Source organism: Enterobacter cloacae complex sp. 394F7 (genome assembly GCF_057320385.1).
Genome location: NZ_JBXWCS010000002.1, coordinates 209,341 through 233,357, shown reverse-complemented (window position 1 = coordinate 233,357; position 24,017 = coordinate 209,341). Strand labels below are relative to the sequence as shown.

Sequence of the window (24,017 nt, the reverse complement as noted above, 5' to 3'; positions counted from 1 at the left end):
CGTAAAATTAATTTTTTTCATCGTCTATGAATTGTCTTAATTCAGGGCGGAAAAGTCATCGCTATTAAAGATACGCTATCAATGCAACAAATAATTCATGGAAGATATATTCATACTCCCCCCGAAAAAATCCCCATTCTACTAATTATGGTAGTGGCGATAATAGCAGTATTGCGTTAATGACAATGGTTCTCTTTTGATTTTTTCATTTTTGAATCAATGGTTTGTGTTAGAGGGGCGCGTAATAATAAGACAAATTCAGCAAAGTAAGCTTTTTTTCTCAGATTAATCCTATAATGAGTCGGGTGCTTCATTAAGCAGCAGTTGTGAGGAAGGAAATATTGAATTGGTGACAAGCTCATGTAAACTTGTTTACCGTTTGTCAAAATATGTCAGGAAGACGCTGGGCCTTATTCTGAAGGGCTCGTGCGGTAGCTATGCCCGAATAATAGTAACGCCCCGAAAATATCCTGGCTATTTTAACGATAGCACTTAAGTCAAACTTCATCCCCTTTATCTCATCATCGAAATATCGCTACGGAAAAGCATATGAAAATGCGCGTATTGTTTTCACTTCTGTTTGTAATGGCGGTGGCGGGCTGTAAAGCGCCGCAGAAACCTGTGATCACCGACGATACGATCGTGACCAGCCAGGTCAACGGCGTCACCTTAACCCACCGGCATGCCATCACGCCTCCTGCTGAGTTCACACAGGTTAACGAGCCATACCGTGCCATGTATCCGGCCTCCCTGATGAGCCGCCCTGATTTCGGTGGGAAAGTGGTCAGTACGCTTGTCACCGGTAAAACCTACGTGGTGCTGGGGCAGGTTGAACACTACTGGATGGCGCTTGCCGATGAAGGACAAGACCAGCTGATTGGTTACGTTCCAATGCGTGCGGTAATCAAAGCCGATCAGTACGAAGCCACCGTGCGTAAACAGGCTATTCGTCCTAAGGCGCGTAAAAAAGCGACCTGTGTCGATGTCGATGGTAACAGCAAAGCCTGCAAAGACAGCGCTAACGGTACCTGGATCCTGAACTAAACGGCTTTTCTGAGCGTATTTTTATGAATAATAAAAATTTTCATAAGCTGTGGTTCGTCTTTTACGCGGTGATATTCGCCCTGGTCAGTGGTTGTTCGTCGTCTTCACACAGCGACCCCTCCCGCTACAATCTGCAGTTTCAGGCTCATCCACAAATCAATGATTCTGCGCCGCTTAAAGTCAGAGTGCTGCTGTTGAAGTCCGATGCGGATTTCATGTCCAGTGACTTCTATTCCCTGCAGAACAACGCGTCAGCCACGCTTGGCGCGAATCTGCTGAACAGCGATGTTTTCTTCCTGATGCCGGGCCAGCTTTCGAAAACCCTTAGCGGACAAAGCTCACCCGAGGCGCGCTATATCGGTGTTATGGCCGAATATCAGATGCTGGATGGAAAGAAATGGCGTGTCTCACTCCCACTGCCTGTTCCGGGCGAAAACCATCTCTACCAGTTCTGGAAATGGTCATCCGATGAACTCCAGGCCAATGTCTTTCTCGACATAAATGGCATCCGGGTCATCAGCCAGTAACGCGCTTAAAAACAGGAAACCTATCATGACCAAAGCAGAGAAGGTCGTCTGGACCGAAGGCATGTTCCTGCGTCCACACCATTTTCAACGGACAGAAAGTTATCTGCTCAACCACGTTCGGGAATGGGGTGCGCTACAGCGATCGTATCTTTGGGGCTTCCTCGATGTTGAACTGGACGAAGCGATGCTTCGCCAGGGCTGCATTGCCCTGAGCTATGCCAGCGGTGTGCTACCCGACGGTACGTTTTTCCAGGTTCGCAATGGGCGCAATGGCCCGGCCCCGCTGAAAATTCCTGACAATCTCACCAACGAAAAGGTGGTGCTCGCGCTGCCGGTACGTAGGGGAGAGCGTGAAGAGGTTATTTTCAGCGAAGAGCCCGCATCACTGGCGCGTTTCATCGCCTTCGAGCAGGAGGTGGAAGATGATAACGCCATGTCGGTGGGGGATGCCACGGTGCAGTTTGGCCGTTTACGTCTGACCCTGATGCTGGAAAAAGATCTGACGGCCGAATGGACGGCGATTGGCATCGCGTTTGTCGCGGAAAAGCGCAACGACAACCATGTGCGTCTGGATAGCAGCTACATTCCGCCGATGCTGAACGCCTGCAACAGCCCGCAACTTTACAGCATGGTCAACGATCTCCACGGCTTGCTGGTGCAGCGCAGCCAGCAGATTGGGGGGCGTTTGCGCCAGCCTGGCCGCTTTAACACCTCAGAGCTGATCGAATTTACGCTGCTGTCGCTGGTTAACCGTCATCTGGGCGAAGTCTCCCATTTAAAAACGCTCCCGCTGCTGCACCCGGAAACGCTCTGGCGCAGCTGGCTGCCGTTTGCCACGGAGCTTGCCACCTGGACCTCGCAACGCACCGCCGAAAGCGTGCTGCCGATTTACGATCACGACGACCTTGCGGGATGCTTCAGCAAGTTGATGCTGATGCTGCGTCAGGGGCTGTCGCTGGTGATGGAAGAGCAGGCCATTCAGCTGCCGCTGAACGAGCGCTCTCATGGCCTGAACATCGCCACGGTGCCGGAGACCAGCATGGTGCGCGAGTTCGGCTTCGTCCTGGCGGTCAAAGCCAACGTGCCGGGCGAACACCTGCAAACCCATTTCCCTGCCCAGATGAAAGTCGCGCCGGTGTCGAAAATCCGCGATCTGGTTCAGTTACAGCTGCCGGGCATCATGCTGCGCGCCATGCCGGTTGCGCCGCCGCAAATCCCATGGCATGCGGGCTACAGCTACTTTGAGCTGGAGAAGGGCAGCGAGCTGTGGCACGAGATGGATAAGTCCGGTGCATTCGCCCTGCATCTCGCAGGGGAGTTCCCGGGTCTTGATATGGAGTTTTGGGCCATCCGTAGCCCGACTGAATAATAAAGCGAGCGCTTAATATGCAGGAACGACAGGATACCGGCAGTGATGCCGCGTTTACCGGAGCCAGTAGCAACAATCAGCTGGTGGCGGCCGCCAATCCGCTGCTCAACGCGATTCCGCAAATCCGTCATTCGGTGTCTCATGACGATCAGGTGGCACTGCGCCAGCGTCTGATCGACGAGATTCGCCGTTTTGAAGTCCGCTGCCAGCAGGCAGGGCTGGCGTATGAGGTGATCGTCGGGGCGCGCTATTGCCTCTGCACGGCGCTGGATGAAGCCGCGGCGCTGACCCCCTGGGGCAGCAGCGGTGTCTGGTCAAGCAATGGTCTGCTGGTCACGTTTCATAACGAAACCTGGGGCGGCGAAAAGTTCTTCCAGCTGCTGGCGCGTCTGTCGCAGAACCCCCGTGAACATATCCTCCTGCTGGAGATGATCAACTACTGCCTGCTGCTCGGTTTCGAAGGGCGCTATCGGGTTCTGGATAATGGCCGCACCCAGCTGGAAACCATCAAGCAGCGGCTGTGGCAGATGATCCGTGGCGTGCGCGGCAGCTATCCGGCACCGCTCTCTCCACACCCGGAAGATCGTCCCGTGCTGCGCAAGCTGTGGCGGCCGATGGTCCCGCTGTGGGCTTGTGTCGCGCTGGCCGGGTTTATCGCCTGCCTGTTCTACATCATTCTCAACTGGCGTCTTGGCGACAACACCAACCCGGTACTGGCGAAGATTTACCAGTCTCAGTTGCCTGAAACCACCATTCAGCAACCTGCGCGTCAACTGCCTGCTGTGCTCAACCTGCGTGGCTTCCTGAAGCCGGAAATCGACGCCGGTCTGGTGGCGGTGAAGGATGAAGCGGATCGCAGCGTGGTGATCCTGAAAGGAGACGGGCTGTTCGCTTCAGCCTCTACCGTGGTGCGTGACCGCTATGAGCCGGTTATCAACCGGATTGCCCAGGCGATGAACAACGTCAGCGGCAAAATTCTGGTGGTGGGCTACAGCGATAACGTGCCAATTCGCAGCGCGCGCTTCGCCTCCAACTATGAACTCTCTTTGGATCGCGCCCGGTCCGTGCAAAAAATGTTGCAGGGAAGCCTCTCGCAGCCTGACCGCGTGAAAGCGGAAGGGCGGGGAGAGATCAATCCTGTGGCGCCAAACAATACGCCTGAAAACCGCGCCCGTAACCGCCGTGTGGAAATAACTCTGCTGGTGTCGCCTGAAAATACGCAGGCTGAGCTGAACGGATTGCCGCAAGGAAACTAAGGATGCTGACGACTCTTCTTTCCATACTGACCAATCGCATTCTGTGGAGCTTCCTGGGCGTTACCGCGCTGTCGGCGGTGATCTGGATGATTGGTCCGCTGTTATCCATCGTGGATACCCGCCCGCTCGAATCTGAACAAAACCGCATCATCAGTATTGCGGTGGTTTATCTGCTCTGGGCGCAGGGGCATATTCTGCCGCGGCTCTACAACGCCTGGCTGAATCGCAAGCTGATGGACAAGCTCAATGAAAACACCGCCAAACCGGACGCGGCCGATCCCCAGAAGCGGCTGAACAGCGAGGAGCAGATCCTCGCCGGACGTTTTGATGAAGCGGCGCAAATGCTGAAAAAAGCCCACTTCAGCAAAGCGGGACACGGTGCCCAGTGGACGCAGCGCTTCAGTACGCAATATCTTTACCAGCTGCCGTGGTACGTCATTATCGGCGCACCGGGCGCCGGTAAAACCACGGCGCTGGTCAATTCCGGCCTGCAATTCCCGCTGGCGGATCGCTTCGGTAAAACCGCTCTGCGCGGCATTGGCGGCACCCGCAACTGCGACTGGTGGTTCACTAATGAAGCCGTCCTGCTGGACACCGCTGGGCGCTACACCACTCAGGAGAGCGAGCAGGTTCAGGATGCCGGGGAGTGGCTGGAATTTATCGGCCTGCTGCGTAAGTATCGCCGTCGCCAGCCAATTAACGGCGTCATTATCACCATCAGCATTTCCGATCTGCTGACGCTCTCCCCGGAAGCCGCGCGCCAGCAGGCGGTCAACCTGCGCCAGCGGCTGTCTGAGCTGCATGAACAGCTGGGTATCCGCTTCCCGGTTTACGTGATGGTGACCAAGGCGGACCTGCTTAAAGGCTTCCGCGCCTGGTTTGCTGACTACGACAAAGCGCAGCGCGACCAGATTTGGGGCTTCACGCTGCCGTGGGAACAGACCAAACACGCCGATTTCGACTTGATGGGGAACTTCCACCAGGAGTTCTCGCTGTTGCAGCAGCGTCTGGACGCCGGGCTGCCGGAGACCATGCTGAAAGAGCATGACGCCAAAACCCGTGCCGAAGCGTATCTCTTCCCGCAGGAGTTCGCGGCGCTGCGCCCGCTGCTGGCAGACTACCTGAGCACGGTCTTTGCCCGCTCTAACTTTGAGACCGAGTTCTCCCCACGCGGAATATACTTCGCCAGCGGCACCCAGGAAGGCATGCCGTTCGACCGCGTCATGGGTGAACTGAACCGCGCCCTGTCACTGCCGGAAGGGGCAGAGGCAGAGAAGTGGGATTCGGTCAGTAAAGAGGCGCCTATCCCTGGTGCAAAAGGGCAGAGCTTCTTCATTAAAAACCTGCTGCAAAACGTCATTTTCCAGGAAGCCGGTATTGCCGGTGAAAACCGCTGGTGGGAACTGCGCAACCGCGCGGTGATCTGGTCCGGATACGCGGCGCTGCTGGCGCTGCTGGTGATCCTCGGCGGATTGTGGCTGACCAGCTATGCCAAAAATAAGGCCTATCTGGAAGAGGTGGACGCTAAAGTCCCGCAGCTGGAGCAGCAGAGTAAAGCGTTACAGAATCAGCCTCAGCGCGATCTGTTCGCGCTCCTGCCGCTGCTGAACAGCCTGGTCGATCTGCCGAAAAGCGAGGCCTTCGATGTCAACGACCCGCCAGTCTCCCGCCGTATGGGACTCTATCGCGGGGATGACGTCAGCGATGCTTCTCAGTCGCTGTATCAGAAAGCGCTGGATCAGATGCTGCTGCCCGCCGTGGCGATGCATATCACCACCTGGCTGCGCAACGACAACGGCAGCGACGTGGAATACAGCTACGAGGCGCTGAAAGCCTACCAGATGCTGTATCAGCCGAAACACTACGACGGCAAATTCCTGCATTCCTGGGTGATGCTCAATTTGCAGCGTAATCTGCCGCAGAACGTGACGCAGGCGCAGCTGCAACAGCTGGAGTGGCACCTGACGCAGCTGCTGGAGCCAAAAATTCAGGCTTCGCCGTATGCCCAGGACGAAGCGCTGGTGGCTCGCGAGAGGGCGCTCATCAACCAGCAGCCGCTCTCCACCCGCGTGTATGGGCGTCTGAAGCGTCTGCTGGAGCATGACGACAACCTGAAGCCGGTCTCCCTGTCCGACCTGGGGGGCCCGCAGAGCGAACTGGTGTTCTCACGCAAAAGCGGCAAACCGGTGAGCGAAGGCGTGCCGGGGCTCTACACCCCGGACGGCTACTGGAAGAGCTTTAACAGCCAGATTGACAGCGTGACCACGGCGCTGCACGAAGATGATGCCTGGGTGCTGGGCGCGACCACCTCCGGGGAAGACAAGCAGCAGATCGATAACGCCGTGCGTCAGCTCTACATGCGCGACTTTATCGCAAACTGGGATCGTTTCCTCGCCGACATTCAGCTTAACAACAGCGCCGATCTCTCGCAGCGCATCAACACGGCGCGCCTGCTCTCCGGCGCAAACTCGCCACTGCGCCGTCTGGTGCAGAACCTGAGCCAGGTGCTGACGCTGTCGCGCAACGCGCCAGCGCCGGAGGACGCGGGGAAAGCGCAAGACCAGAGTAACCGCGCCACCCGTACCCTCGAAGCGCTGTTCAGCAATAACGACAATGCCCCGACGCAGGGGGCTGTAGTGACGCAGGCACCTGAACAGCTGGTGACCGAACACTACGCGCCGATGATCGAGCTGGCTCAGCCGCTGGAGAAGGGCGGCAAGACCATCGTCTTTGATGATTTCCTCAAACAGGTGGATGAGCTGTATCGTTACCTGACCGCGGTGCAGGACGCTGCCAACAGCGGCATGCCAGCCCCGGGTGGTGAAGCAATCAGCCGTCTGCAGGCCAGCGCCGGGCGTCTGCCGGGCGGGCTGCAAACCATGTTCAGCAACATGGCGGTGGGGGCCAGCAGTGATACCCAGCGTCGCGATCTGGAAAACGTCCGTAAGCGCATTAACGTCGAAGTGGGTGGTTTCTGCCGTCAGGCAATTGCCGGTCGCTACCCGCTGGTGCGCAGCGCCAGCACCGAGGTGACGCCGGACGATCTGGCACGCATGTTTGCGCCGGGTACCGGGCTGATGGACACCTTCTTTCGCGACAACCTGACCAACAAAGTGGATACCACTCAGGCGAACTGGCGCTTTATGCCGGGGATCGACGGGAAAACGCTGCCGGGAAGTGAAGGACTGCTGCGACCGTTCCAGCAGGCCCAGTCCATTCGCGATGCCTTCTTTGCTAACGGTGCGACGACCCCCTCTTTCAAGGTGACGGTGCGTACCGTGAGGATGGATAACACCATTCTTAACCTGACGCTGGACGTTGACGGCCAACTGCTGCGTTACAGCCACGGTCCACAGGCGGTGCAGATCATGAACTGGCCAGGGCCGGGCGGCACCAACCAGGTGCGTATGCAGCTGGGGCTGGCCAACGGCAGCACCGCGACGCTGGTAACCAACGGCGCCTGGGCCCTGAACCGCTTCTTCGATAAAGCGCGCACCAGCCCTGGGGCAGGTAGTCTGAGCCGTCAGGCCACGTTCAACGTCGATGGCCATCAGGTCACGCTGGAGTTTGCGCCGAACAGCATTCGCAATCCGTTCCAGCTTCCTCGTTTCACATGCCCATAACCGCAAGGACAGCCGTATGACGAATACCCCTGCGATGAACCGCTACAGCTGGTATGGCAAATTACCCAGCGCCGGAGATTTTTTGCAGCGTCGCTTTCCTGACACCCTTCAGCGTCAGTGGTCGCACTGGTTTCAGGTCGGCCTGCTGGCCTGGCAACAGGAAGAGCAGCGCAGCGGCGAACGCCAGTTTAACAAGGCGCCGGTGTGGAACTTTGTTGTCCCGCCGATGCTGGGGAGCCAGATGATTCAGATGGGTTGCCTGCTGCCGGGCCGCGACAGCGTGGGCCGACAGTACCCGATCTGCATTCAGCTCAGTTTCGCCCCGTCAGAGTGGTCGACCAACCTGCTCAGCCAGGCTGAAAGCTGGTATCAGCAGATTGGCCGTCTCGGGCTGCATGCGGTGCGCAATAGTTTTTCCGCCTCGCAGCTGGATGAGATGCTGATGTCCATTCCGGCGCCGCAGCCCGTCGAGCCGCAAAAGCGTTCCGACATCCTCGATGTGATTGGTTATGACGAAGACGGCCAGAGCACGCTGGGCTGGCCTCAGGCGGCGGAGTGTTTTGACCCGCTTCGTCAGACCAGCTACTGGTGGACCAACCGCTGCGACGGCTACCCGCTCTACACCCACGTCCACAGCGGAAACTTCACCGGGCAGCTCTTTACGCTGCTGTTCGATCCGGCTGGCGGCGCCCGACCAGGCCGTCACGGTCTTTATCCGCCTATGTTTGAATAAGCAGGGATCACATGAATATCGAAGAATTTCTCGCGCCGATAAGCCCCGAAAAACCCTGCGGCGACAACCTTGAGTACGACGCCGATTTTCAGGCTATGGGACAGGCAAGCCAGGGTAAAGCGGAACAGCAGTTCGGCGACACGATCATTCCCGCCGAACCCGCTGACTGGAATACGGTAGAAAAGCTCGCCACCAGCCTGCTGGGGCGCACCAAAGATCTTCGCGTCATGCTGGCGTTAACCCATGCCTGGACCCGACGTCGTGGGCTGCCGGGCTACGCGGACGGCCTGCTGCTGGTGCAGGAGGCGATCACCCGCTACTGGGAGCCGCTTTATCCACTGCTGGAGGAGTATGGCGAAACGGACCCGTTCTATCGCATTAACGCCCTTGCCGCGCTGAGCGATAAATCTGACCTGACCGTCGCGCTGCGAAACGCCTCGCTGCTGCGCTCAAACGGCGATGAAATTTCGCTGCGTGACGCGCAGGCATTGCTGGATGGCAGCAAAACCGAATGCCCGGATTATCCCGGCGGCCGCCCAAGGCTGATTGACGAACTGGCGCGCGGCGACCAGCCAGGTACAGAGGCCGTCATCCTGATTAACGAAAGGCTGCTGGCCATTCGCGATCTGCTTAGCGGTTACCTTGGTGAAAGCGGCGTACCAGAAATGGAGCAGTTGCTGAAAACCGTGGGGCTGGTCGCCAGCGCCTGTCAGGTGACTGACATCAGCAAGCTGCTGCCCAATCGGGATGCACAGGCCGAACACCACGCTGAGCCGCAGACGGTGGCAACACAACCCGTGCAGCAGGTCACCGACTGGCGCAGCGTGCAGGTTACCAGTCGCGCCGACGCCCAGCTGATGCTGGAGAAAGCGAAACAGTATTTTGCGCAGTACGAACCGAGCCACCCTGCACCGCTGATGATTGAACGGGTGCAGCGGCTGTCAGAACTTAACTTTATGGACATTATTCGCGACCTGGCGCCAGACGGCGTTAACCAACTGGAAAACATCTTTGGACGCCGCGAATAACGCGTCCAGGCATTATGACGACAGGCACGGAGCTTGTCGTTTCACCTTCACCGCGCATCTTTGATGGAGAACATCATGGCAATGAGTAACAGTGGGCAGAAATTTATCGCACGTAACCGTGCCCCCCGCGTGCAGATCGAGTATGACGTAGAGATCTACGGTGCAGAACGTAAAATTCAGCTGCCGTTCGTGATGGGCGTTATGGCCGATCTGGTCGGCAAACCGGTGGAAAATCTGCCGGCCGTCGATGAGCGTAAATTCCTCGAAATCGACATCGATAACTTTGACGAACGCATGAAGGCGCTTAAGCCACGCGTGGCGTTCCAGGTGGATAACACCCTGACCGGCGAAGGCAAGCTCAACGTCGATCTGACCTTCGACAGCATGGACGACTTCCTGCCGGATGCGGTGGCCCGCAAGGTTGAACCGCTGAACAAGCTGCTGGAAGCGCGTACTCAGCTTTCCAATCTGCTGACCTACATGGACGGTAAAAACGGCGCGGAAGAGCTGATCGCTAAAATTCTGCAGGATCCGACGCTGCTCAAATCCCTGAGCCAGTTGCCGAAAAATGACGAAAGTGCGAAAGGTAGCGAGGAGTAATCGATGAGCAACCAGACTCAACAACACGAGCAGCAGGCAGGTCAGGCGTTCAGTCAGGACGAGTTCAGCGCACTGCTGAACAAAGAGTTCCGTCCTAAAACTGACCAGGCGCGTTCCGCCGTCGAGAGCGCGGTAAAAACTCTGGCGCAGCAGGCGCTGGAAAACACCGTTACCTTCTCCAACGACACCTATCGCACCATCCAGAACCTGATTGCGGGTATCGACGAACAGCTCTCTCAGCAGGTGAATCAGATCATTCACCACGAAGAGTTTCAGAAGCTGGAGAGCGCCTGGCGCGGTCTGAGCTATCTGGTGAACAACACTGAAACCGACGAGATGCTGAAGATCCGCTTTATGAGCATCTCCAAGCAGGAGCTGGGTCGTACCCTGAAACGCTACAAGGGTGTGGGCTGGGATCAGAGCCCGATCTTCAAGAAAATCTATGAGCAGGAGTACGGTCAGTTTGGTGGTGAGCCGTTTGGCTGCATCGTCGGCGACTACTACTTTGACCACAGCCCGCAGGACGTTGAACTGCTGGGTGAAATGGCGCGTATCGGCTCTGCGGCTCACTGTCCGTTCATCACCGGTACTGCACCGGGCGTGATGCAGATGGAGTCCTGGCAGGAGCTGGCTAACCCACGCGATCTGACCAAAATCTTCCAGAACACCGAATACGCCGCCTGGCGTTCACTGCGTGAATCGGAAGATGCCCGCTATCTGGGCCTGGTGATGCCGCGCTTCCTGTCGCGCCTGCCTTATGGCATTCGTACTAACCCGGTCGACAGCTTTGACTTTGAAGAGCAGACCGACGGCGCGAACCACAACAGCTACGCCTGGGCGAATGCCGCTTACGCGATGGCGGCCAACATCAACCGCTCTTTCAAAGAGTACGGCTGGTGCACCTCAATTCGCGGCGTGGAGTCCGGCGGGGCGGTTGAAAACCTGCCGTGCCATACCTTCCCGAGCGACGACGGCGGCGTGGACATGAAATGTCCGACCGAGATCGCTATCAGCGACCGTCGCGAAGCCGAGCTGGCGAAAAACGGCTTTATGCCGCTGGTTCACCGCAAAAACTCCGACTTTGCTGCCTTCATTGGCGCGCAGTCGCTGCAAAAACCGGCCGAGTACCACGACCCGGATGCCACCGCCAACGCGCGTCTGGCCTCCCGTCTGCCGTACCTGTTCGCCTGCTGCCGCTTTGCGCATTACCTGAAGTGCATCGTGCGTGACAAAATCGGCTCCTTCCGCGAGCGCGAAGAGATGGAACGCTGGCTGAACGACTGGGTCATGAACTACGTGGACGGTGACCCGGCCAACTCCTCTCAGGAAACCAAGTCCCGCAAGCCACTGGCCGCTGCAGAAGTCCAGGTGCAGGAGATTGAAGACAACCCGGGCTACTACGCCGCGAAGTTCTTCCTGCGTCCGCACTACCAGCTGGAAGGTCTGACCGTTTCTCTGCGTCTGGTATCTAAACTGCCGTCGCTGAAGACGAAAGACGCGTAATTTTTGTGAGTTTCGCCCGGCGGCGCTACGCTTGCACGGGCCTACAATGCAACGTGAAATATATTGATATCGCTGCACCATGTAGGCCGGGTAAGCAAAGCGCCACCCGGCAAGAAAGATTGGTCCTGAGAGGGTCCGGAATAACGTTCGGTAGTAAAAGACTTCTCATTCTTTCCTTTTATTCGGGAGGGAATGTAAGACTGTCAAATGACACGGGTCATTTGATGTGAGGCAGAGGTAAAATATGGACGGTTTTATTCAGCCCCATGCTTTCCTGTTTGCCATATAAGTGCTTTTTCGAAAGCAATATTGTTCATCCACGAAGAGTAGATATTATGGCTATTGATATGTTTCTGAAGGTCGAGGGTGTTACGGGCGAATCTAAAGATTCTAACCACACCGGCTGGACTGATATTACCTCCTTCTCCTGGGGCGCTTCCCAGCCAGGTAATATGAGCGTTGGCGGTGGCGGCGGTGCCGGTAAAGTTAACTTTAACGATCTGCACGTTAACGCTCTGATCGACAAATCCACCACAGCAATCCTGAAACACTGCGCCAGCGGTAAACACCTGACCAAAGTTGAGCTGTCCGTCTGTAAAGCCGGTGGCCAGCAGGTGGAATACTCTCGCATTACCCTGGAAGACGTTCTGGTAACGTCTGTTCAGTACACCGGTGCAGACAACGGCGATACCGTTGGTGTGACCTATGCATTCCAGGCTGCGAAAGTGAAACAGCAGTACTGGGAGCAGACCACCTCTGGTGGTAAAGGTGCTGAAAGCAGCGCTGGCTGGAACATCAAAGAAAACAAAGAAGCATAATAGTAGTGGGTCCGAAAGGGCCCACTTTTCCCTGAGCTTCTTTTCAAGGAGAAACAAGATGTCTCATATGCGTCCTGCTTTTGGTGCCGCCTGGAACCGATTTAAAGAAGTGAACGTCAACGTAGAACAGGTTGGCAAATTATTAGGGGGGAAAGTTCAGCATAATATAGATGCTGGTATTTTTAAAAATGCCTGCCCCATTCGTATGAGCTATGTTTTAAATTATTGTGGCATTCCAGTTCCTTCTAATAGTAAATATGCAACTGTGACCGGGAGCGACAAGAAGCGATATATGTTCCGTGTTAAAGATATGATTGCTTTTTTACCCACGGTATTGGGAAAAGCTGACATATCTGTTTCTTCTCCAACCCCAGCACAATTTGCGGGCAAGCAAGGTATTATTATTTTTACCGGGCATGGCTGGCTTGATGCAACCGGGCATGTAACACTCTGGAACGGAAATATTTGTTCGGATGATTGTCATTTCCTTGGCTCACCGGGTAATGGTTCATTTATCCCTACTAACGCAACCTTCTGGAGCCTGAAATGAAAAAGCCATTGCTCTTTGTCTTAGCCTTCGTTGCCTCCGCCGCAAATGCCCAGACGTTGCCTGATATCAGTACTTTTTCTCAACAACAAATCTTCGAAAACTGGGTGCAGAATCGATGCATCGGTAAGATTGCGGACAGTAAAAGCCTGAAAGAAGATGCTGATGCCAGCGCCGCGGCATGGCTGGAAGCAAGCAATCTGCCTGCTGAGAATTTTGAAAAAGCTGATGAGGTGATTGTTTCTTTACTGAAACAGAAGGTAGGTGGTACCGAGCCAGGTCATTATCAGATATTGAAGTGCACCTTGATCGCTAATAGTGACGCTATTCGGCCACTCAAATCCTCAAAGTAGTAAAGATGAAATCGGCCCCAAACGCCGCCGTTCTCATCCCTGAGAGCGGCAGCGTTTGAGCGCTAATCATACCAGCAGGAATACGCCATGCGATTCACGATTATTTCTACGAAACCCGGTCATCAGCCGCCGCAGAGCAGTTGTGATTTTTATGCCCCCGGGGGCACTATTGGGCGCGGTACGGATAACAATCTGGTACTGCCGGACAATGACCGCACCATCTCGCGCCTGCAGGCTATTGTTCACGTTGACGCCCAGGGCGAATGCCGCGTGACCAACCGTGGCAGCGTCACCCGCGTGGTTTTGAACGACATCCCGCTGGAGCGGGGGCGTCAGGTAGAGCTGCAGGACGGGGATATTCTCGGTATTGATGACTACCGCATCGAAGTGACGGAACTTATCCACGACACGCAGCCGGTGAGCCGCATGGCCGCCAGTATGCAGCAGCAGGCTCGCCCGACAGTGGCGTCGACACCTGTTCCGCAGCCGAAGCCAGCCAGTGCCGCACCGCGCGGCAAGGCGGAACCAACGGCCGTGCCGTCGGAAATCTGGGATAGCCTGATGCAGGAGTTCTCTATCTCTGACAGCATCTCCAGCAACCGCGCGAAACCGCAGCCTGCGGCGTCCCACGATCCCTTCTCGCAACCCGCGGCACCCGAGCGTAACGCTGAAGACCCGCTGGCAATGTTCAACGACAGCGAGCCGAAGCTTGAGCGTAAGAATGTCGATCCCGACACGCTGTTCAGCGATGAAGCATTGTTCAAAAAAGAGAGCATTTTTGACGATGTCACCCCTTCAACGCTGGTGCCGCCGGTAGAGAGCAAACCTGCGCCTGCAGAAGAGGCGACGGATGAACTCGACCCGCTGGCCCTGTTTGGTGGTTCGGCCAGCGCGCCAGCCGCGCGTAACGATGATCCGCTCGGGCTGATGGGCGGGGCGCCGTTAACCCATCCGGATGAGATCGTGCCTGAGCCATCTGCACCCGCGCCAGAGCCAGAGGCCGTACCGCAGGACGATCCGCTGGCGGATTCTCCGCTGTTTGCCCCTGATCCACAGGATCCACCGCGTGCGGAAGAGGAAGAGCCGGTACGTACCGATTACGCAGGCTTTACCATGCCTACGCCGCAGGCCGTCGCACGCAGCAGCGCACAGACGCCGAAGGGACGTCTGCGTATCGACCCGGTCAAAAACGCGGCAGCGCCAAGCGCTACGGCGCAAAACGGTGAGAAAGGCGAGGTGCTGCAGGGCGAGCTGCTGGAGGCGCTGCTGGAGGGGATGGGCCTGAGCGAAATGCAGCCGGTGCCGCAGTTTGACCGTGAAAATATGCGTCAGCTGGGCCAGATCCTCGGCATGTTCTCGCAGGGCACCGTGGCGTTGCTCTCTTCGCGCTCTATCCTCAAGCGCGGCGTAAAAGCCGATATGACCATGGTGCTGGACGATGCCAACAACCCGTTCAAGCTGCTGCCGACCGGGAAAACGGTCCTGATTCAGATGTTCGGTACGCCGATGCCGGGCTTTATGCCACCCACCAAATCAGTGCGTGACGCGCTAATCGATCTGCAGGCGCATCAGCTGGGGATGATCTCCGGTATCCGCGCCATCATCGCCGCGATGCTGCAGTCCTTTAACCCGGAGCAACTGGAAGAGCAGGCGAAGCAGAACGGCATGACCTCTCGTCTGGCGCTGCCGGGCAGCCGCAAAGCCGCGCTGTGGGACTACTTTGTTCGCAGCTATGGCGAGACGGCCGGTGAGATTGAGGATGACTTCCACACCCTGTTTGGCGAAGCGTTCCTTCATGCTTATGACATGGAGGTCAATCAGTACAAAGACTCACAGAGCGGATCGGAAGAAAAATGAATATCGCAACGGCTTCTCTCTCCCGCCAGGGAACGCGCGCCAGCAATCAGGACCAGACGGGAGAAACCATAGGGGAACGTTCAGCCTGCTTTGTCGTCTGTGACGGCATCGCTGGTCTGCCGGGCGGTGAGGTGGCCGCTGAACTGGCCCGCAACAGCATCATCTCCCGTTTTGATGGCGACAAACACCTTAACGCGCAGCATATTCGTGACTATGTGCAAACCGCGAATCGCACCATTCTCAGCGAACAGCAGGCGGTGCAGGACTATCGCCGGATGGGTACCACGCTGGTCAGCCTGTTTATCGACCGGGATTACCGTCTGGCCTACTGGGCACACGCCGGGGACAGCCGTCTGTACCTGTTTCGTCGCGGCTGGCTGTGGCATGTCACCACCGACCACAGCCTGGTTCAGCAGATGAAAGATGCCGGTCACCAGACCGATAACCTCAACAGCAACCTGTTGTATCTGGCGCTGGGTATTGAAAACGGTGGCCCGGAAGCGAGTTACAGCGACGTGGTGCAGGTTGAAGACGGCGATGCCTTTTTACTCTGCACCGACGGTTTCTGGCACGGCGTCAGCGAAGAGCAGATGAAACAGTCGCTGCATATGGTCAACACCCCACAGGAGTGGCTGACCTTAATGAACCAAATCATTCAAAAGAATGCTGAACAGGAGGGGAATGCTCAGGATAACTATACGGCGCTGGCGGTATGGATGGGCAACCCTCAGGACACCACTTTGCTGCATACGCTCTCTGACGCAGCACAATTTCTTCCCTGCGGAACTGACTAGACACACAAGGAACGATATGAAACTTTGGCTATCGGGTTTGGCACTTCTGGCGGTGGCCTCCACCGCCCAGGCTGAAAATTTCCGCATCGTGCAGTCTCCTGCGCAGAAGCTGGATATCTGGATCGACAACATCAAAGACAACACCCCGCAGAGCTGGTGTAAATCAGAGATTGCGCTGCGCATTGTGGCGAACGGCAATAAAGACGTTTCAGTGCTGGAAAACTTTGTTCCGCGTCTCGGCTCGCTGCTGGAACACCAGTGCAGCAAAGTGAATAAGCTGAGCTGGGCCCTTAACGATCCGGCAGGGACTACGCTTGCGCAGGGAACGGCAGACAAAGCTCAGGAGTGGAAGCTGGTGGTGAAACAGCAGCAAACGGCACCCGTTGCGACCCAGACCAGCGGCGCGTTACTGCCCCCTGACCAGAACGCTGAAACCAACACGGTGGCCGCTGACCGCACACCGTGGCAGGAGTTTACTCTCCAGGACGGCTGCCATCTGCGCACCTTCTGGGAAGGGGGATCTTCCGCGCCGGCGCTGTTTATCCCGGATTCCGACACGACCCGCTGCGGCAACGGCAGCTGGCTGAGCGGCCACACGGTTATCTCGCAGACCCGCAGCGGCGGTCAAAAAGAGATAGCGGTGACCTACATTCACGGCTTCCCGGTGATGGGGCTGAATCAAAGCGTCGACCCGGAACATGCCCTGATCACCTCCGTCAACAAAGAGCGTATGGTCTTCAGCACCCCGAACAGCGACCAGAGCTGGATGATCCTGCCTTACGACAGCGCCCTGAACGGCTGGAAAAGCAACGGCACGGTGGCCGTGGAGATCTCGCGTGAAACCGCCAGCGACGATGCAAAACTGCAGGCGCGTATTGCTGCAGTGAAGAAGGTCTGGAGCGCCTGGGTTACCCCTGGCACCACGCTGAATATTGTCCTGATTGATACCCTGCGTCCTCAGCTGCGTGACCCGGCAGTGGGCGCCTGGCGCGCGGCAAACTAAGGAATGGCTATGAATACGCTCTATCAACATCTGGCGGGCGAGTCGCTCAGCGACGCGCTGGTGCGTCTTGAAAACGAGATTAAAGCCCGTCCGGCGGATGCCGATCTCCGTGCCGCGTTTGTGCAGTTTCTCACCCTCAGCGGTAACTGGACACGCGCGCTGACCCAGCTGAAAAGCTGGCTGGCGCTTAAGCCGCAGGCGAAACCCACCGTCACCCTGCTGGAGCAGTGCATTCAGGGAGAACTGCAGCGCGCGCAGGTGATGGCGGGAGAACGTCGTCCGGCCATGCCGGAAGCCCAGTGGCCATGGCTGACCACCCTTGCCGCCGCGCTGAGCGAGAGCGATGAACGCGCTCACGCGCTGCGTCTGGAAGCCCTTGAACAGGCGCAGGCGAGCGCGGGGCAATGGACGCTTGAGAATGATGAGACGCAGACCTTTGAATGGCTGATGGACGGCGATGCCCGTCTGGGGCCGGTGTGCGAAACCCTTGTTAACGGCCGTTACTTCTGGCTGCCGTTTAGCGCTATCGCGGAGATCCGTTTCCAGGCACCCGCAAGCGTCACCGATCTGGTCTGGCGTCATGCGCTGGTGCGTTTGACCGATGGGACGGAACAGGTGTGTCAGATCCCGGCGCGTTATCCTTTTGCCGCCGATGCCTCTGACGCCGTTAAACTCGCACGCACCACCGAGTGGCTGCCGCTCGATGATGACGGCACTCTGTATGAAGGGTTGGGGCAGAAAGCCTGGCTCAGCGAGCAAAGCGAAAGCCCGCTGCTGCCGCTGAGTCTCGTTACTTTTGCAACGGATGGAGCCCATGAGTAATCCTGCTGGCGAAGGCGATCTGCTGCGCAGCGGCTGGCAAGCCCGCAGTAAGCAGGAGAAGGTGGGGGCGCGCGATAAAATGCAGCCCTCGCTGCTCGATCGCCTCACCGATAACGACCCGGAGAAAAAGCGCGAGTCGGCCAACAGCAACCTGATCACCCATGCCGCGCTGCGTCGCAACGTGCTGCGGGATCTGCAGTGGCTGTTTAATACCATCAATCACGACGCCTCCGGCGATTTGAGCATGCTGCCACACGTAAGCCGTTCGGTAGTGAATTTTGGCGTTGCGCCGCTGGCCGGAAAGCGCATGTCGGATATCGAATGGCACGACATTCAGCGCAAACTCACCGAGGCCATTGTCAACTTTGAACCACGCATTTTGCCCCAGGGGCTGCAGGTCCGCTGTGTGTCGGACACCTCCTCGCTGGATCTGCACAACGTGCTCTCCATCGAGATAAAAGGGCGTTTGTGGTGTGTGCCGTACCCGCTGGAGTTTCTGTTTCGTACCGATGTCGATCTGGAAAACGGCCACTTTGAACTGAAAGATGCGGGGTGATCGTGGAAAGTAAACTGCTCGAATATTACAACCGTGAGCTGGCCTATCTGCGTGAGATGGGCGCCGAATTTGCCGAGCGCTATCCCAAAGTGGCCGGACGGCTGGGCATGCGCGGCATCGAAGTGGCGGATCCGTACACCGAACGACTGATGGAGGGCTTTGCCTTTCTGACCTCGCGCGTGCAGATGAAAATGGACGCGGAGTTTCCGCGCTTCTCCCAGCGTTTGCTGGAGATGATTGCGCCGAACTATCTCGCGCCCACCCCCTCCATGGCGATTGCTGAAATTCAGCCTGACAGCAGCCGTGGCGATTTGAGCAACGGTTTTATCGTGCCACGCGGCACAATGATGGACAGCCTGGCGCTGAAGAAAACCGGCGTGACCTGCAGCTACACCACGGCGCATGAGGTGAACCTGCTGCCGCTGAAAATCGACAAGGTTGAGCTGGGCGGTGTGCCTGCCGACCTGCCCCTGACACAGCTTGGTCTGGGCCAGCAGGGGATCAGCAGCGCCTTACGGATCCGCATTGCCTGCGACGGTCCGCAAAACCTCGGCCACCTTGATTTTGACCGGCTGGAGTTTTTCCTTAGCGGCCCGGATATCGAGGCGTTAAAGCTGCTGGAGCTGGTAATGGAGCACCATGTCGGGGTGGTCTGCCAGACCGTCAGCAAACATCCGCAGCGTGATGTGCTGGCGTCTGATGCCCTGCGTCAGGAAGGGTTTGACGCGGATCAGTCGCTACTCCCGGACGATCTGCGCAACTTTGACGGCTACCGTCTGCTGCAGGAGTACTTTGCTTTTCCGGCCCGTTTCCGCTTCATCAGCCTGAGCGGGCTGAGCAAACTGATCCAGCGCTGCGAAAACGAAAAAGCCTTCGATATCTTCATTCTGCTGGATAAAACCGATGAACAGCTGGAGCGCGTTGTCGATGCCAGCCATCTGGCCCTGCACTGCACGCCAGTGATCAACCTGTTCCCGAAGGTAGCGGCGCGTCAGAAGCTGAGCGAAGGCCAGCATGAATACCATCTGGTGGTGGATAACATCCGCCCGCTGGATTACGAAATTTACGCGGTGAACAAGATATACGGCAGCGCGGATGGTCAGCGCGACGACCAGACGTTTCGTCCGTTCTGGAGCACCTGGAGCGGGGATGCGGGCAACTACGGGGCCTACTTTTCCCTGCGCCGGGAACAACGCGTGCTCTCTGAGCACGCCCTGCGTTACGGCACCCGCACCGGCTACATTGGCTCGGAGGTCTTTGTCTCGCTGGTGGATGAGCAGCATGCACCCTGGCAGGAGAACCTGCGCTATATCTCCGCCGAGGTGCTGTGCACCAGCCGGGATCTGCCGCTGATGCTGCAGCAGGAGCTGGGACAGTTCATTATGGCTGACTCCATGCCGGTGAAGTCGCTGACCTTGCGTAAGGGGCCGACGCCGCCGCGTCCGGCGCTGGCAGAAGGGTTCAGCACCTGGCGGTTGATCAGCCAGCTACAGATGAACTACCTCAGCCTGATGGACAGTGAAAACGAAGAGGGCGCCGCCGCGCTGCGTCAGCTGTTAGGGCTGTACGCTAATCTCGCGGAGACGCCGGTTGCGCGTCAGGTAGAAGGGGTTCGTCACTGCGTGCTGGAGCCGGTTCACCGCCGCGTGCCCGAGCCGGGACCGGTCGTCTTCGCCCGTGGCATCGGCATTACCCTGACGGTGGATGAACGTGCGTTTTCCGGTGCCAGTCCCTGGCTTTTCGGTAGCGTGCTGGAGCGGCTGTTTGCCCGTCTGGTGTCGATCAACAGCTTCACGGAATTCACCCTGAAAAGTCAGCAGCGCGGCGAGATCGGCTACTGGGCGCCGCGTATGGGCAAAAGGGCACTGGTATGAGCGACGTTGTCACTGCGCCACTGAAGGTCCATCGTCTGACGCCGCTGCCGGACAGTTTCTGGCGCGGGGTTCGCGAGACGCCATGGCGCTACGATCTGTTCCAGCTGTTAAGGCGCATTGATGCTCAGGGCGGGGAACGCTACCCGCTGGGGCGTGCGCCGCTGCCAAAATTTGAGCCGCTACGCCTGGGCCAGCAGCCGTCGATGAGTTTTGCACCGTCGACGGTGGCGCAGGTACGCCAGCGCGAAGGCAACGGGCTGCACGAGGTCTCCATTCTGAGCTTCGGCCTGTTTGGTCCTAACGGGCCGCTGCCGGTTCACATGACCGAGTACGCCCGCGAGCGGATCCATCATCATCAGGACACCAGCCTGAGCGCGTTTGCCGATCTGTTCCATCATCGTCTGACGCTGCTGTTTTATCGCGCCTGGGCCGATGCGCAGCCTGCCGTCTCCCTCGACCGCGCCGACAATAAACGTTTTGAGGGATATCTGGCGTCGTTGATTGGTATGGGGCAGCCCGGCCAGATGGACAAAGGCAGCCTGAGCGCCCATGCCCGCTTTACCCACGCCGGACACCTGACCCGCCACGGACGGGATCCTGAGGGTCTGGAAAAAATCCTGCGTAACTATTTTAAAGCCCCGGTCAAACTGATCGCCAACGTACCGCAGTGGATGCCGCTTTCACCGCGCGAGCAGGCGCAGCTGGGAGCAGGACGCCGCGTGCCGCGGATGGGCGAATCTGCGTTTCTGGGCGTGGCGGTCCGCGACGTGCAGCATAAATTTCGCATCGAGATTGGCCCACTCAGCGCGGAAGCGTACAACCGGTTTTTGCCCGGAGAAGCATGGGTAACCGAACTGCGGGACTGGGTACGCCAGTACGCAGGGGTGGAATTTGAATGGGAAACACGGGTGATCCTGCGCGCTGACGCCGTGCAGGGCGCCACGCTCGGCAGCACCGGGCGATTGGGGTACAACACCTGGCTGGGCCTTCAGCCACAGCCTGTCCCGCGTGGCGATCTGGTGTATCGCGCAGAGCGGTAATCCTTCCGTATACCGAATCATTGTTAATGGAAACTAACATGTCAGAAATTAGCCGTGCCGTGCTTTTCGGCAAACTGGATACGCTGTTATTTACCTCTCTGGAAAGCGCCACCGCGTTCTGCAAGCTGCGCGGCAACCCCTACGTCGAGCTGGTGCACTGGCTGCATCAGTTGATGCAGCAGCAGGATGGCGATCTGCAACAGGTGATCCGTCATTTTGCCCTTGACGAACAGCAGCTGACGCGCGATATCGTGGCGGCGCTCGATGCCCTGCCGCGCGGAGCCAGTTCCGTTTCCGATCTCTCCGAACATATCGACAGCGCCGTCGAGCGCGCCTGGGTCTATGGATCGCTGAAGTTTGGCGTCAGCCGTATCCGCGGCGGCCATCTGCTGATCGGCATTCTGAAAACCTGGAATCTGGCGAACGTGCTGAAGAGCATCTCGGCGCAGTTTACCCGTCTTAACGTCGAGGTGCTGATTGAGCAGTTCGATACCCTCTGCGCCAACAGCAAAGAGACGCAGCAGGCCGCTGCCGCAGTGGATGCGCCAGCCGGTTCGGTGCCTGCTGCGCAGGGAACGCTGGCCCAGTATGGTCAGGACCTGACCGCCCGTGCCCGTGAAGGCAAAATTGACCCGGTGGTTGGGCGCGATGAAGAGATCCGCCAGATGGTCGATATCCTGATGCGTCGCCGCCAGAACAACCCGCTGCTGACCGGGGAAGCCGGCGTCGGAAAAACGGCGGTGGTGGAAGGGCTGGCATTGCGCATCGCCGACGGCGATGTGCCGGAGCCGCTGCAAAACATTCAGCTGTGGCTGCTGGATATCGGCATGCTGCAGGCCGGTGCCGGGATGAAAGGCGAGTTCGAAGCCCGTCTGCAGGCATTAATCAATGAAGTACAGTCCAGCGCCACGCCAGTCATTCTGTTTATCGATGAAATCCATACCCTGATCGGTGCGGGCGGTCAGCAGGGCACCGGTGATGCCGCCAACCTGCTGAAGCCAGCGCTGGCGCGTGGACAACTGCGTACCATTGGCGCCACTACCTGGGCGGAATACAAAAAATACATCGAGAAAGATCCGGCGCTGACCCGTCGCTTCCAGACGGTGCAGGTGCATGAACCCGATGAGGCCAAAGCGGTTCTGATGCTGCGCAGCACCGTGTCGCCGCTGGAGACCCACCACAAGGTCTTACTGCTCGACGAAGCGGTTAGCGCAGCCGTGAAGCTTTCGCATCGCTACATTCCGGCCCGTCAGCTGCCGGATAAAGCCGTTGCGCTGCTGGATACGGCCTGCGCCCGCGTGGCGGTGAGCCAGAGTGCACCTCCGGCGCAGCTGGAAGATTGCCTGCGCCATCTTGCGGCGCTGGACGTAGAAATTGAGATAGCGGAGCGCGAAGCGCGCGTCGGTGCAGGGGAATCTGAGCGCGTCACGGCATTAACCGCAGAGCGTGACGCGTATGAAGCCAAACGTGAGGCCCTGGCCCGGCGCTGGGAAGAGGAGCGTAGCCTGGTGCAGGAGATCATTCGCCTGCGTGCCGCACTGTTTGCGGCGGGTGATGAGGATACCGCTGAGCTGCGCAGCCAACTGGCAGAGCAGCAGCAGGCGCTGAACGCCTTACAGGGTGATGAACCGTTGCTGTTTGCCGCTGTGGATGAAAACGTGGTGGCGGCCGTAGTCTCTGACTGGACCGGCATCCCGCTGGGCCGGATGGTGAAAAACGAGATTGATGCGGTACTGAACCTCGCCGACACGCTGAACCAGCGGGTGATTGGCCAGCGTCACGGTCTGGATCTGATTGCCCGCCGGGTGAAAACCTCCCGGGCAAAACTCGACGATCCGAACAAGCCGGTTGGCGTGTTTATGCTCTGTGGCCCGTCCGGCGTGGGGAAAACCGAAACCGCGCTGGCGCTGGCGGAGTCGCTGTACGGTGGGGAGCAGAACGTCATCACCATCAACATGAGTGAATTCCAGGAAGCGCACACCGTTTCCACCTTAAAAGGTGCACCCCCGGGATACGTCGGGTATGGTGAAGGCGGGGTGTTAACCGAGGCCGTCCGTCGCCGTCCTTACAGCGTGGTGCTGCTGGACGAAATCGAAAAAGCGCACCCGGACGTACATGAGATCTTCTTCCAGGTCTTCGACAAAGGCTGGATGGAGGATGGCGAAGGTCGTCACATTGATTTCCGTAATACGATTATTATTCTGACGTCTAACGTCGGGACCGAGCTTATCAGCGCCATGTGTGCCGATCCGGAACTGATGCCGGAGCCGGAGGCGTTAAGCGGGGCGCTGCGCCAGCCGCTGCTGGAGGTGTTCCCACCGGCGCTGCTGGGCCGTCTGCTGGTGGTGCCGTACTATCCGCTGAGCGACGCGATGCTGGGGCAGATTGTTCGCCTGCAGCTCAAACGCATTCAGCGTCGGCTGGAAGAGAATCACAATATTATTTCCGAGTTTGATGACAGCGTTGTAGAACAGATTGTTCAGCGCTGTACCGAGGTGGAATCAGGTGGACGTATGGTGGATGCGATCCTGACCAACACCTTGCTGCCTCAGATGAGTCAGATATTACTTACCGCCAGCCGCAGCGACGAGCAGTACCGACGTCTGCATGTCACCTGCGAGCAGGGCGAGTTTCACTGTCAGTTTGCCGCGTAATAATCATCAAGAGAAC

General features: G+C 57.8%; 20 protein-coding genes. All 20 read left to right on the top strand.

Features of this window, described 5'->3' with window-relative positions; genetic code table 11:
• The first annotated feature begins 549 nt into the window (after nt 1-549).
• The 20 genes from AC2FAK_RS03570 (at nt 550) to tssH (ending at nt 24,001) form a co-directional block, all read left to right on the top strand.
• A complete protein-coding gene (locus AC2FAK_RS03570; protein ID WP_013096174.1) occupies nt 550-1,044 on the top strand; it encodes a hypothetical protein in 495 nt (164 codons plus the stop codon).
• A 23-nt stretch (nt 1,045-1,067) separates the two neighbouring features.
• The gene (tssJ, locus tag AC2FAK_RS03565) at nt 1,068-1,571 is read left to right on the top strand and encodes a type VI secretion system lipoprotein TssJ (RefSeq protein WP_013096175.1); all 504 of its coding nucleotides are present in this window, start codon (nt 1,068-1,070) and stop codon (nt 1,569-1,571) included.
• 25 nt (nt 1,572-1,596) lie between these two features.
• Nucleotides 1,597-2,940 carry a type VI secretion system baseplate subunit TssK gene (tssK, locus tag AC2FAK_RS03560; protein ID WP_095454537.1) on the top strand — a complete coding sequence of 448 codons (1,344 nt, stop codon included), beginning with the start codon at nt 1,597-1,599 and terminating at the stop codon, nt 2,938-2,940.
• Between the two features lie 17 nt (nt 2,941-2,957).
• On the top strand, nt 2,958-4,196 hold the full coding sequence (locus AC2FAK_RS03555; RefSeq protein ID WP_013096177.1) for a DotU family type VI secretion system protein: 1,239 nt from the start codon (nt 2,958-2,960) through the stop codon (nt 4,194-4,196).
• 2 nt (nt 4,197-4,198) lie between these two features.
• Nucleotides 4,199-7,819: a type VI secretion system membrane subunit TssM gene (gene tssM, locus AC2FAK_RS03550; protein WP_095454536.1), complete on the top strand. Its 3,621-nt coding sequence runs from the start codon at nt 4,199-4,201 to the stop codon at nt 7,817-7,819.
• Nucleotides 7,820-7,835: 16 nt separating this feature from the next.
• Nucleotides 7,836-8,552 carry a type VI secretion system-associated protein TagF gene (tagF, locus tag AC2FAK_RS03545; protein ID WP_013096179.1) on the top strand — a complete coding sequence of 239 codons (717 nt, stop codon included), beginning with the start codon at nt 7,836-7,838 and terminating at the stop codon, nt 8,550-8,552.
• An 11-nt stretch (nt 8,553-8,563) separates the two neighbouring features.
• On the top strand, nt 8,564-9,580 hold the full coding sequence (gene tssA / locus AC2FAK_RS03540; RefSeq protein WP_013096180.1) for a type VI secretion system protein TssA: 1,017 nt from the start codon (nt 8,564-8,566) through the stop codon (nt 9,578-9,580).
• A 75-nt stretch (nt 9,581-9,655) separates the two neighbouring features.
• Nucleotides 9,656-10,180, top strand: coding sequence for a type VI secretion system contractile sheath small subunit (tssB, locus tag AC2FAK_RS03535; RefSeq protein ID WP_008502644.1), 525 nt, complete (start codon nt 9,656-9,658; stop codon nt 10,178-10,180).
• 3 nt (nt 10,181-10,183) lie between these two features.
• The gene (tssC, locus tag AC2FAK_RS03530; RefSeq protein ID WP_013096181.1) at nt 10,184-11,683 is read left to right on the top strand and encodes a type VI secretion system contractile sheath large subunit; all 1,500 of its coding nucleotides are present in this window, start codon (nt 10,184-10,186) and stop codon (nt 11,681-11,683) included.
• Between the two features lie 335 nt (nt 11,684-12,018).
• A complete protein-coding gene (locus AC2FAK_RS03525) occupies nt 12,019-12,501 on the top strand; it encodes an Hcp family type VI secretion system effector (RefSeq protein ID WP_008502640.1) in 483 nt (160 codons plus the stop codon).
• A 58-nt stretch (nt 12,502-12,559) separates the two neighbouring features.
• Complete coding sequence (locus AC2FAK_RS03520) at nt 12,560-13,051, top strand: type VI secretion system amidase effector protein Tae4 (protein WP_013096182.1); 492 nt, start codon at nt 12,560-12,562, stop codon at nt 13,049-13,051.
• Nucleotides 13,048-13,401 (top strand): T6SS amidase immunity protein Tai4 family protein, encoded by a 354-nt coding sequence (locus AC2FAK_RS03515; RefSeq protein ID WP_013096183.1) that lies wholly within the window; start codon nt 13,048-13,050, stop codon nt 13,399-13,401. Before AC2FAK_RS03520 ends, AC2FAK_RS03515 begins: the two co-directional genes overlap by 4 nt.
• An 87-nt stretch (nt 13,402-13,488) precedes the next feature.
• Nucleotides 13,489-15,258, top strand: coding sequence for a type VI secretion system-associated FHA domain protein TagH (gene tagH, locus AC2FAK_RS03510; RefSeq protein WP_095454535.1), 1,770 nt, complete (start codon nt 13,489-13,491; stop codon nt 15,256-15,258).
• Nucleotides 15,255-16,052 (top strand): PP2C family protein-serine/threonine phosphatase, encoded by a 798-nt coding sequence (locus AC2FAK_RS03505; RefSeq protein WP_013096185.1) that lies wholly within the window; start codon nt 15,255-15,257, stop codon nt 16,050-16,052. The genes tagH and AC2FAK_RS03505 overlap by 4 nt, the downstream gene beginning before the upstream one ends.
• 16 nt (nt 16,053-16,068) lie before the next feature.
• Entirely contained in the window at nt 16,069-17,055 is a 987-nt protein-coding gene (locus tag AC2FAK_RS03500) for a hypothetical protein (protein WP_063427322.1), read from the top strand.
• Between the two features lie 9 nt (nt 17,056-17,064).
• Nucleotides 17,065-17,877, top strand: coding sequence for a type VI secretion system accessory protein TagJ (locus tag AC2FAK_RS03495; RefSeq protein WP_095454534.1), 813 nt, complete (start codon nt 17,065-17,067; stop codon nt 17,875-17,877).
• The gene (tssE, locus tag AC2FAK_RS03490) at nt 17,870-18,433 is read left to right on the top strand and encodes a type VI secretion system baseplate subunit TssE (protein WP_013096188.1); all 564 of its coding nucleotides are present in this window, start codon (nt 17,870-17,872) and stop codon (nt 18,431-18,433) included. Before AC2FAK_RS03495 ends, tssE begins: the two co-directional genes overlap by 8 nt.
• A gap of 2 nt (nt 18,434-18,435) precedes the next feature.
• Nucleotides 18,436-20,307 carry a type VI secretion system baseplate subunit TssF gene (gene tssF / locus AC2FAK_RS03485; RefSeq protein ID WP_038420938.1) on the top strand — a complete coding sequence of 624 codons (1,872 nt, stop codon included), beginning with the start codon at nt 18,436-18,438 and terminating at the stop codon, nt 20,305-20,307.
• A complete protein-coding gene (gene tssG / locus AC2FAK_RS03480; protein WP_095454533.1) occupies nt 20,304-21,347 on the top strand; it encodes a type VI secretion system baseplate subunit TssG in 1,044 nt (347 codons plus the stop codon). Before tssF ends, tssG begins: the two co-directional genes overlap by 4 nt.
• 38 nt (nt 21,348-21,385) lie before the next feature.
• A complete protein-coding gene (gene tssH, locus AC2FAK_RS03475; RefSeq protein WP_095454532.1) occupies nt 21,386-24,001 on the top strand; it encodes a type VI secretion system ATPase TssH in 2,616 nt (871 codons plus the stop codon).
• Nucleotides 24,002-24,017 lie beyond the last annotated feature (16 nt).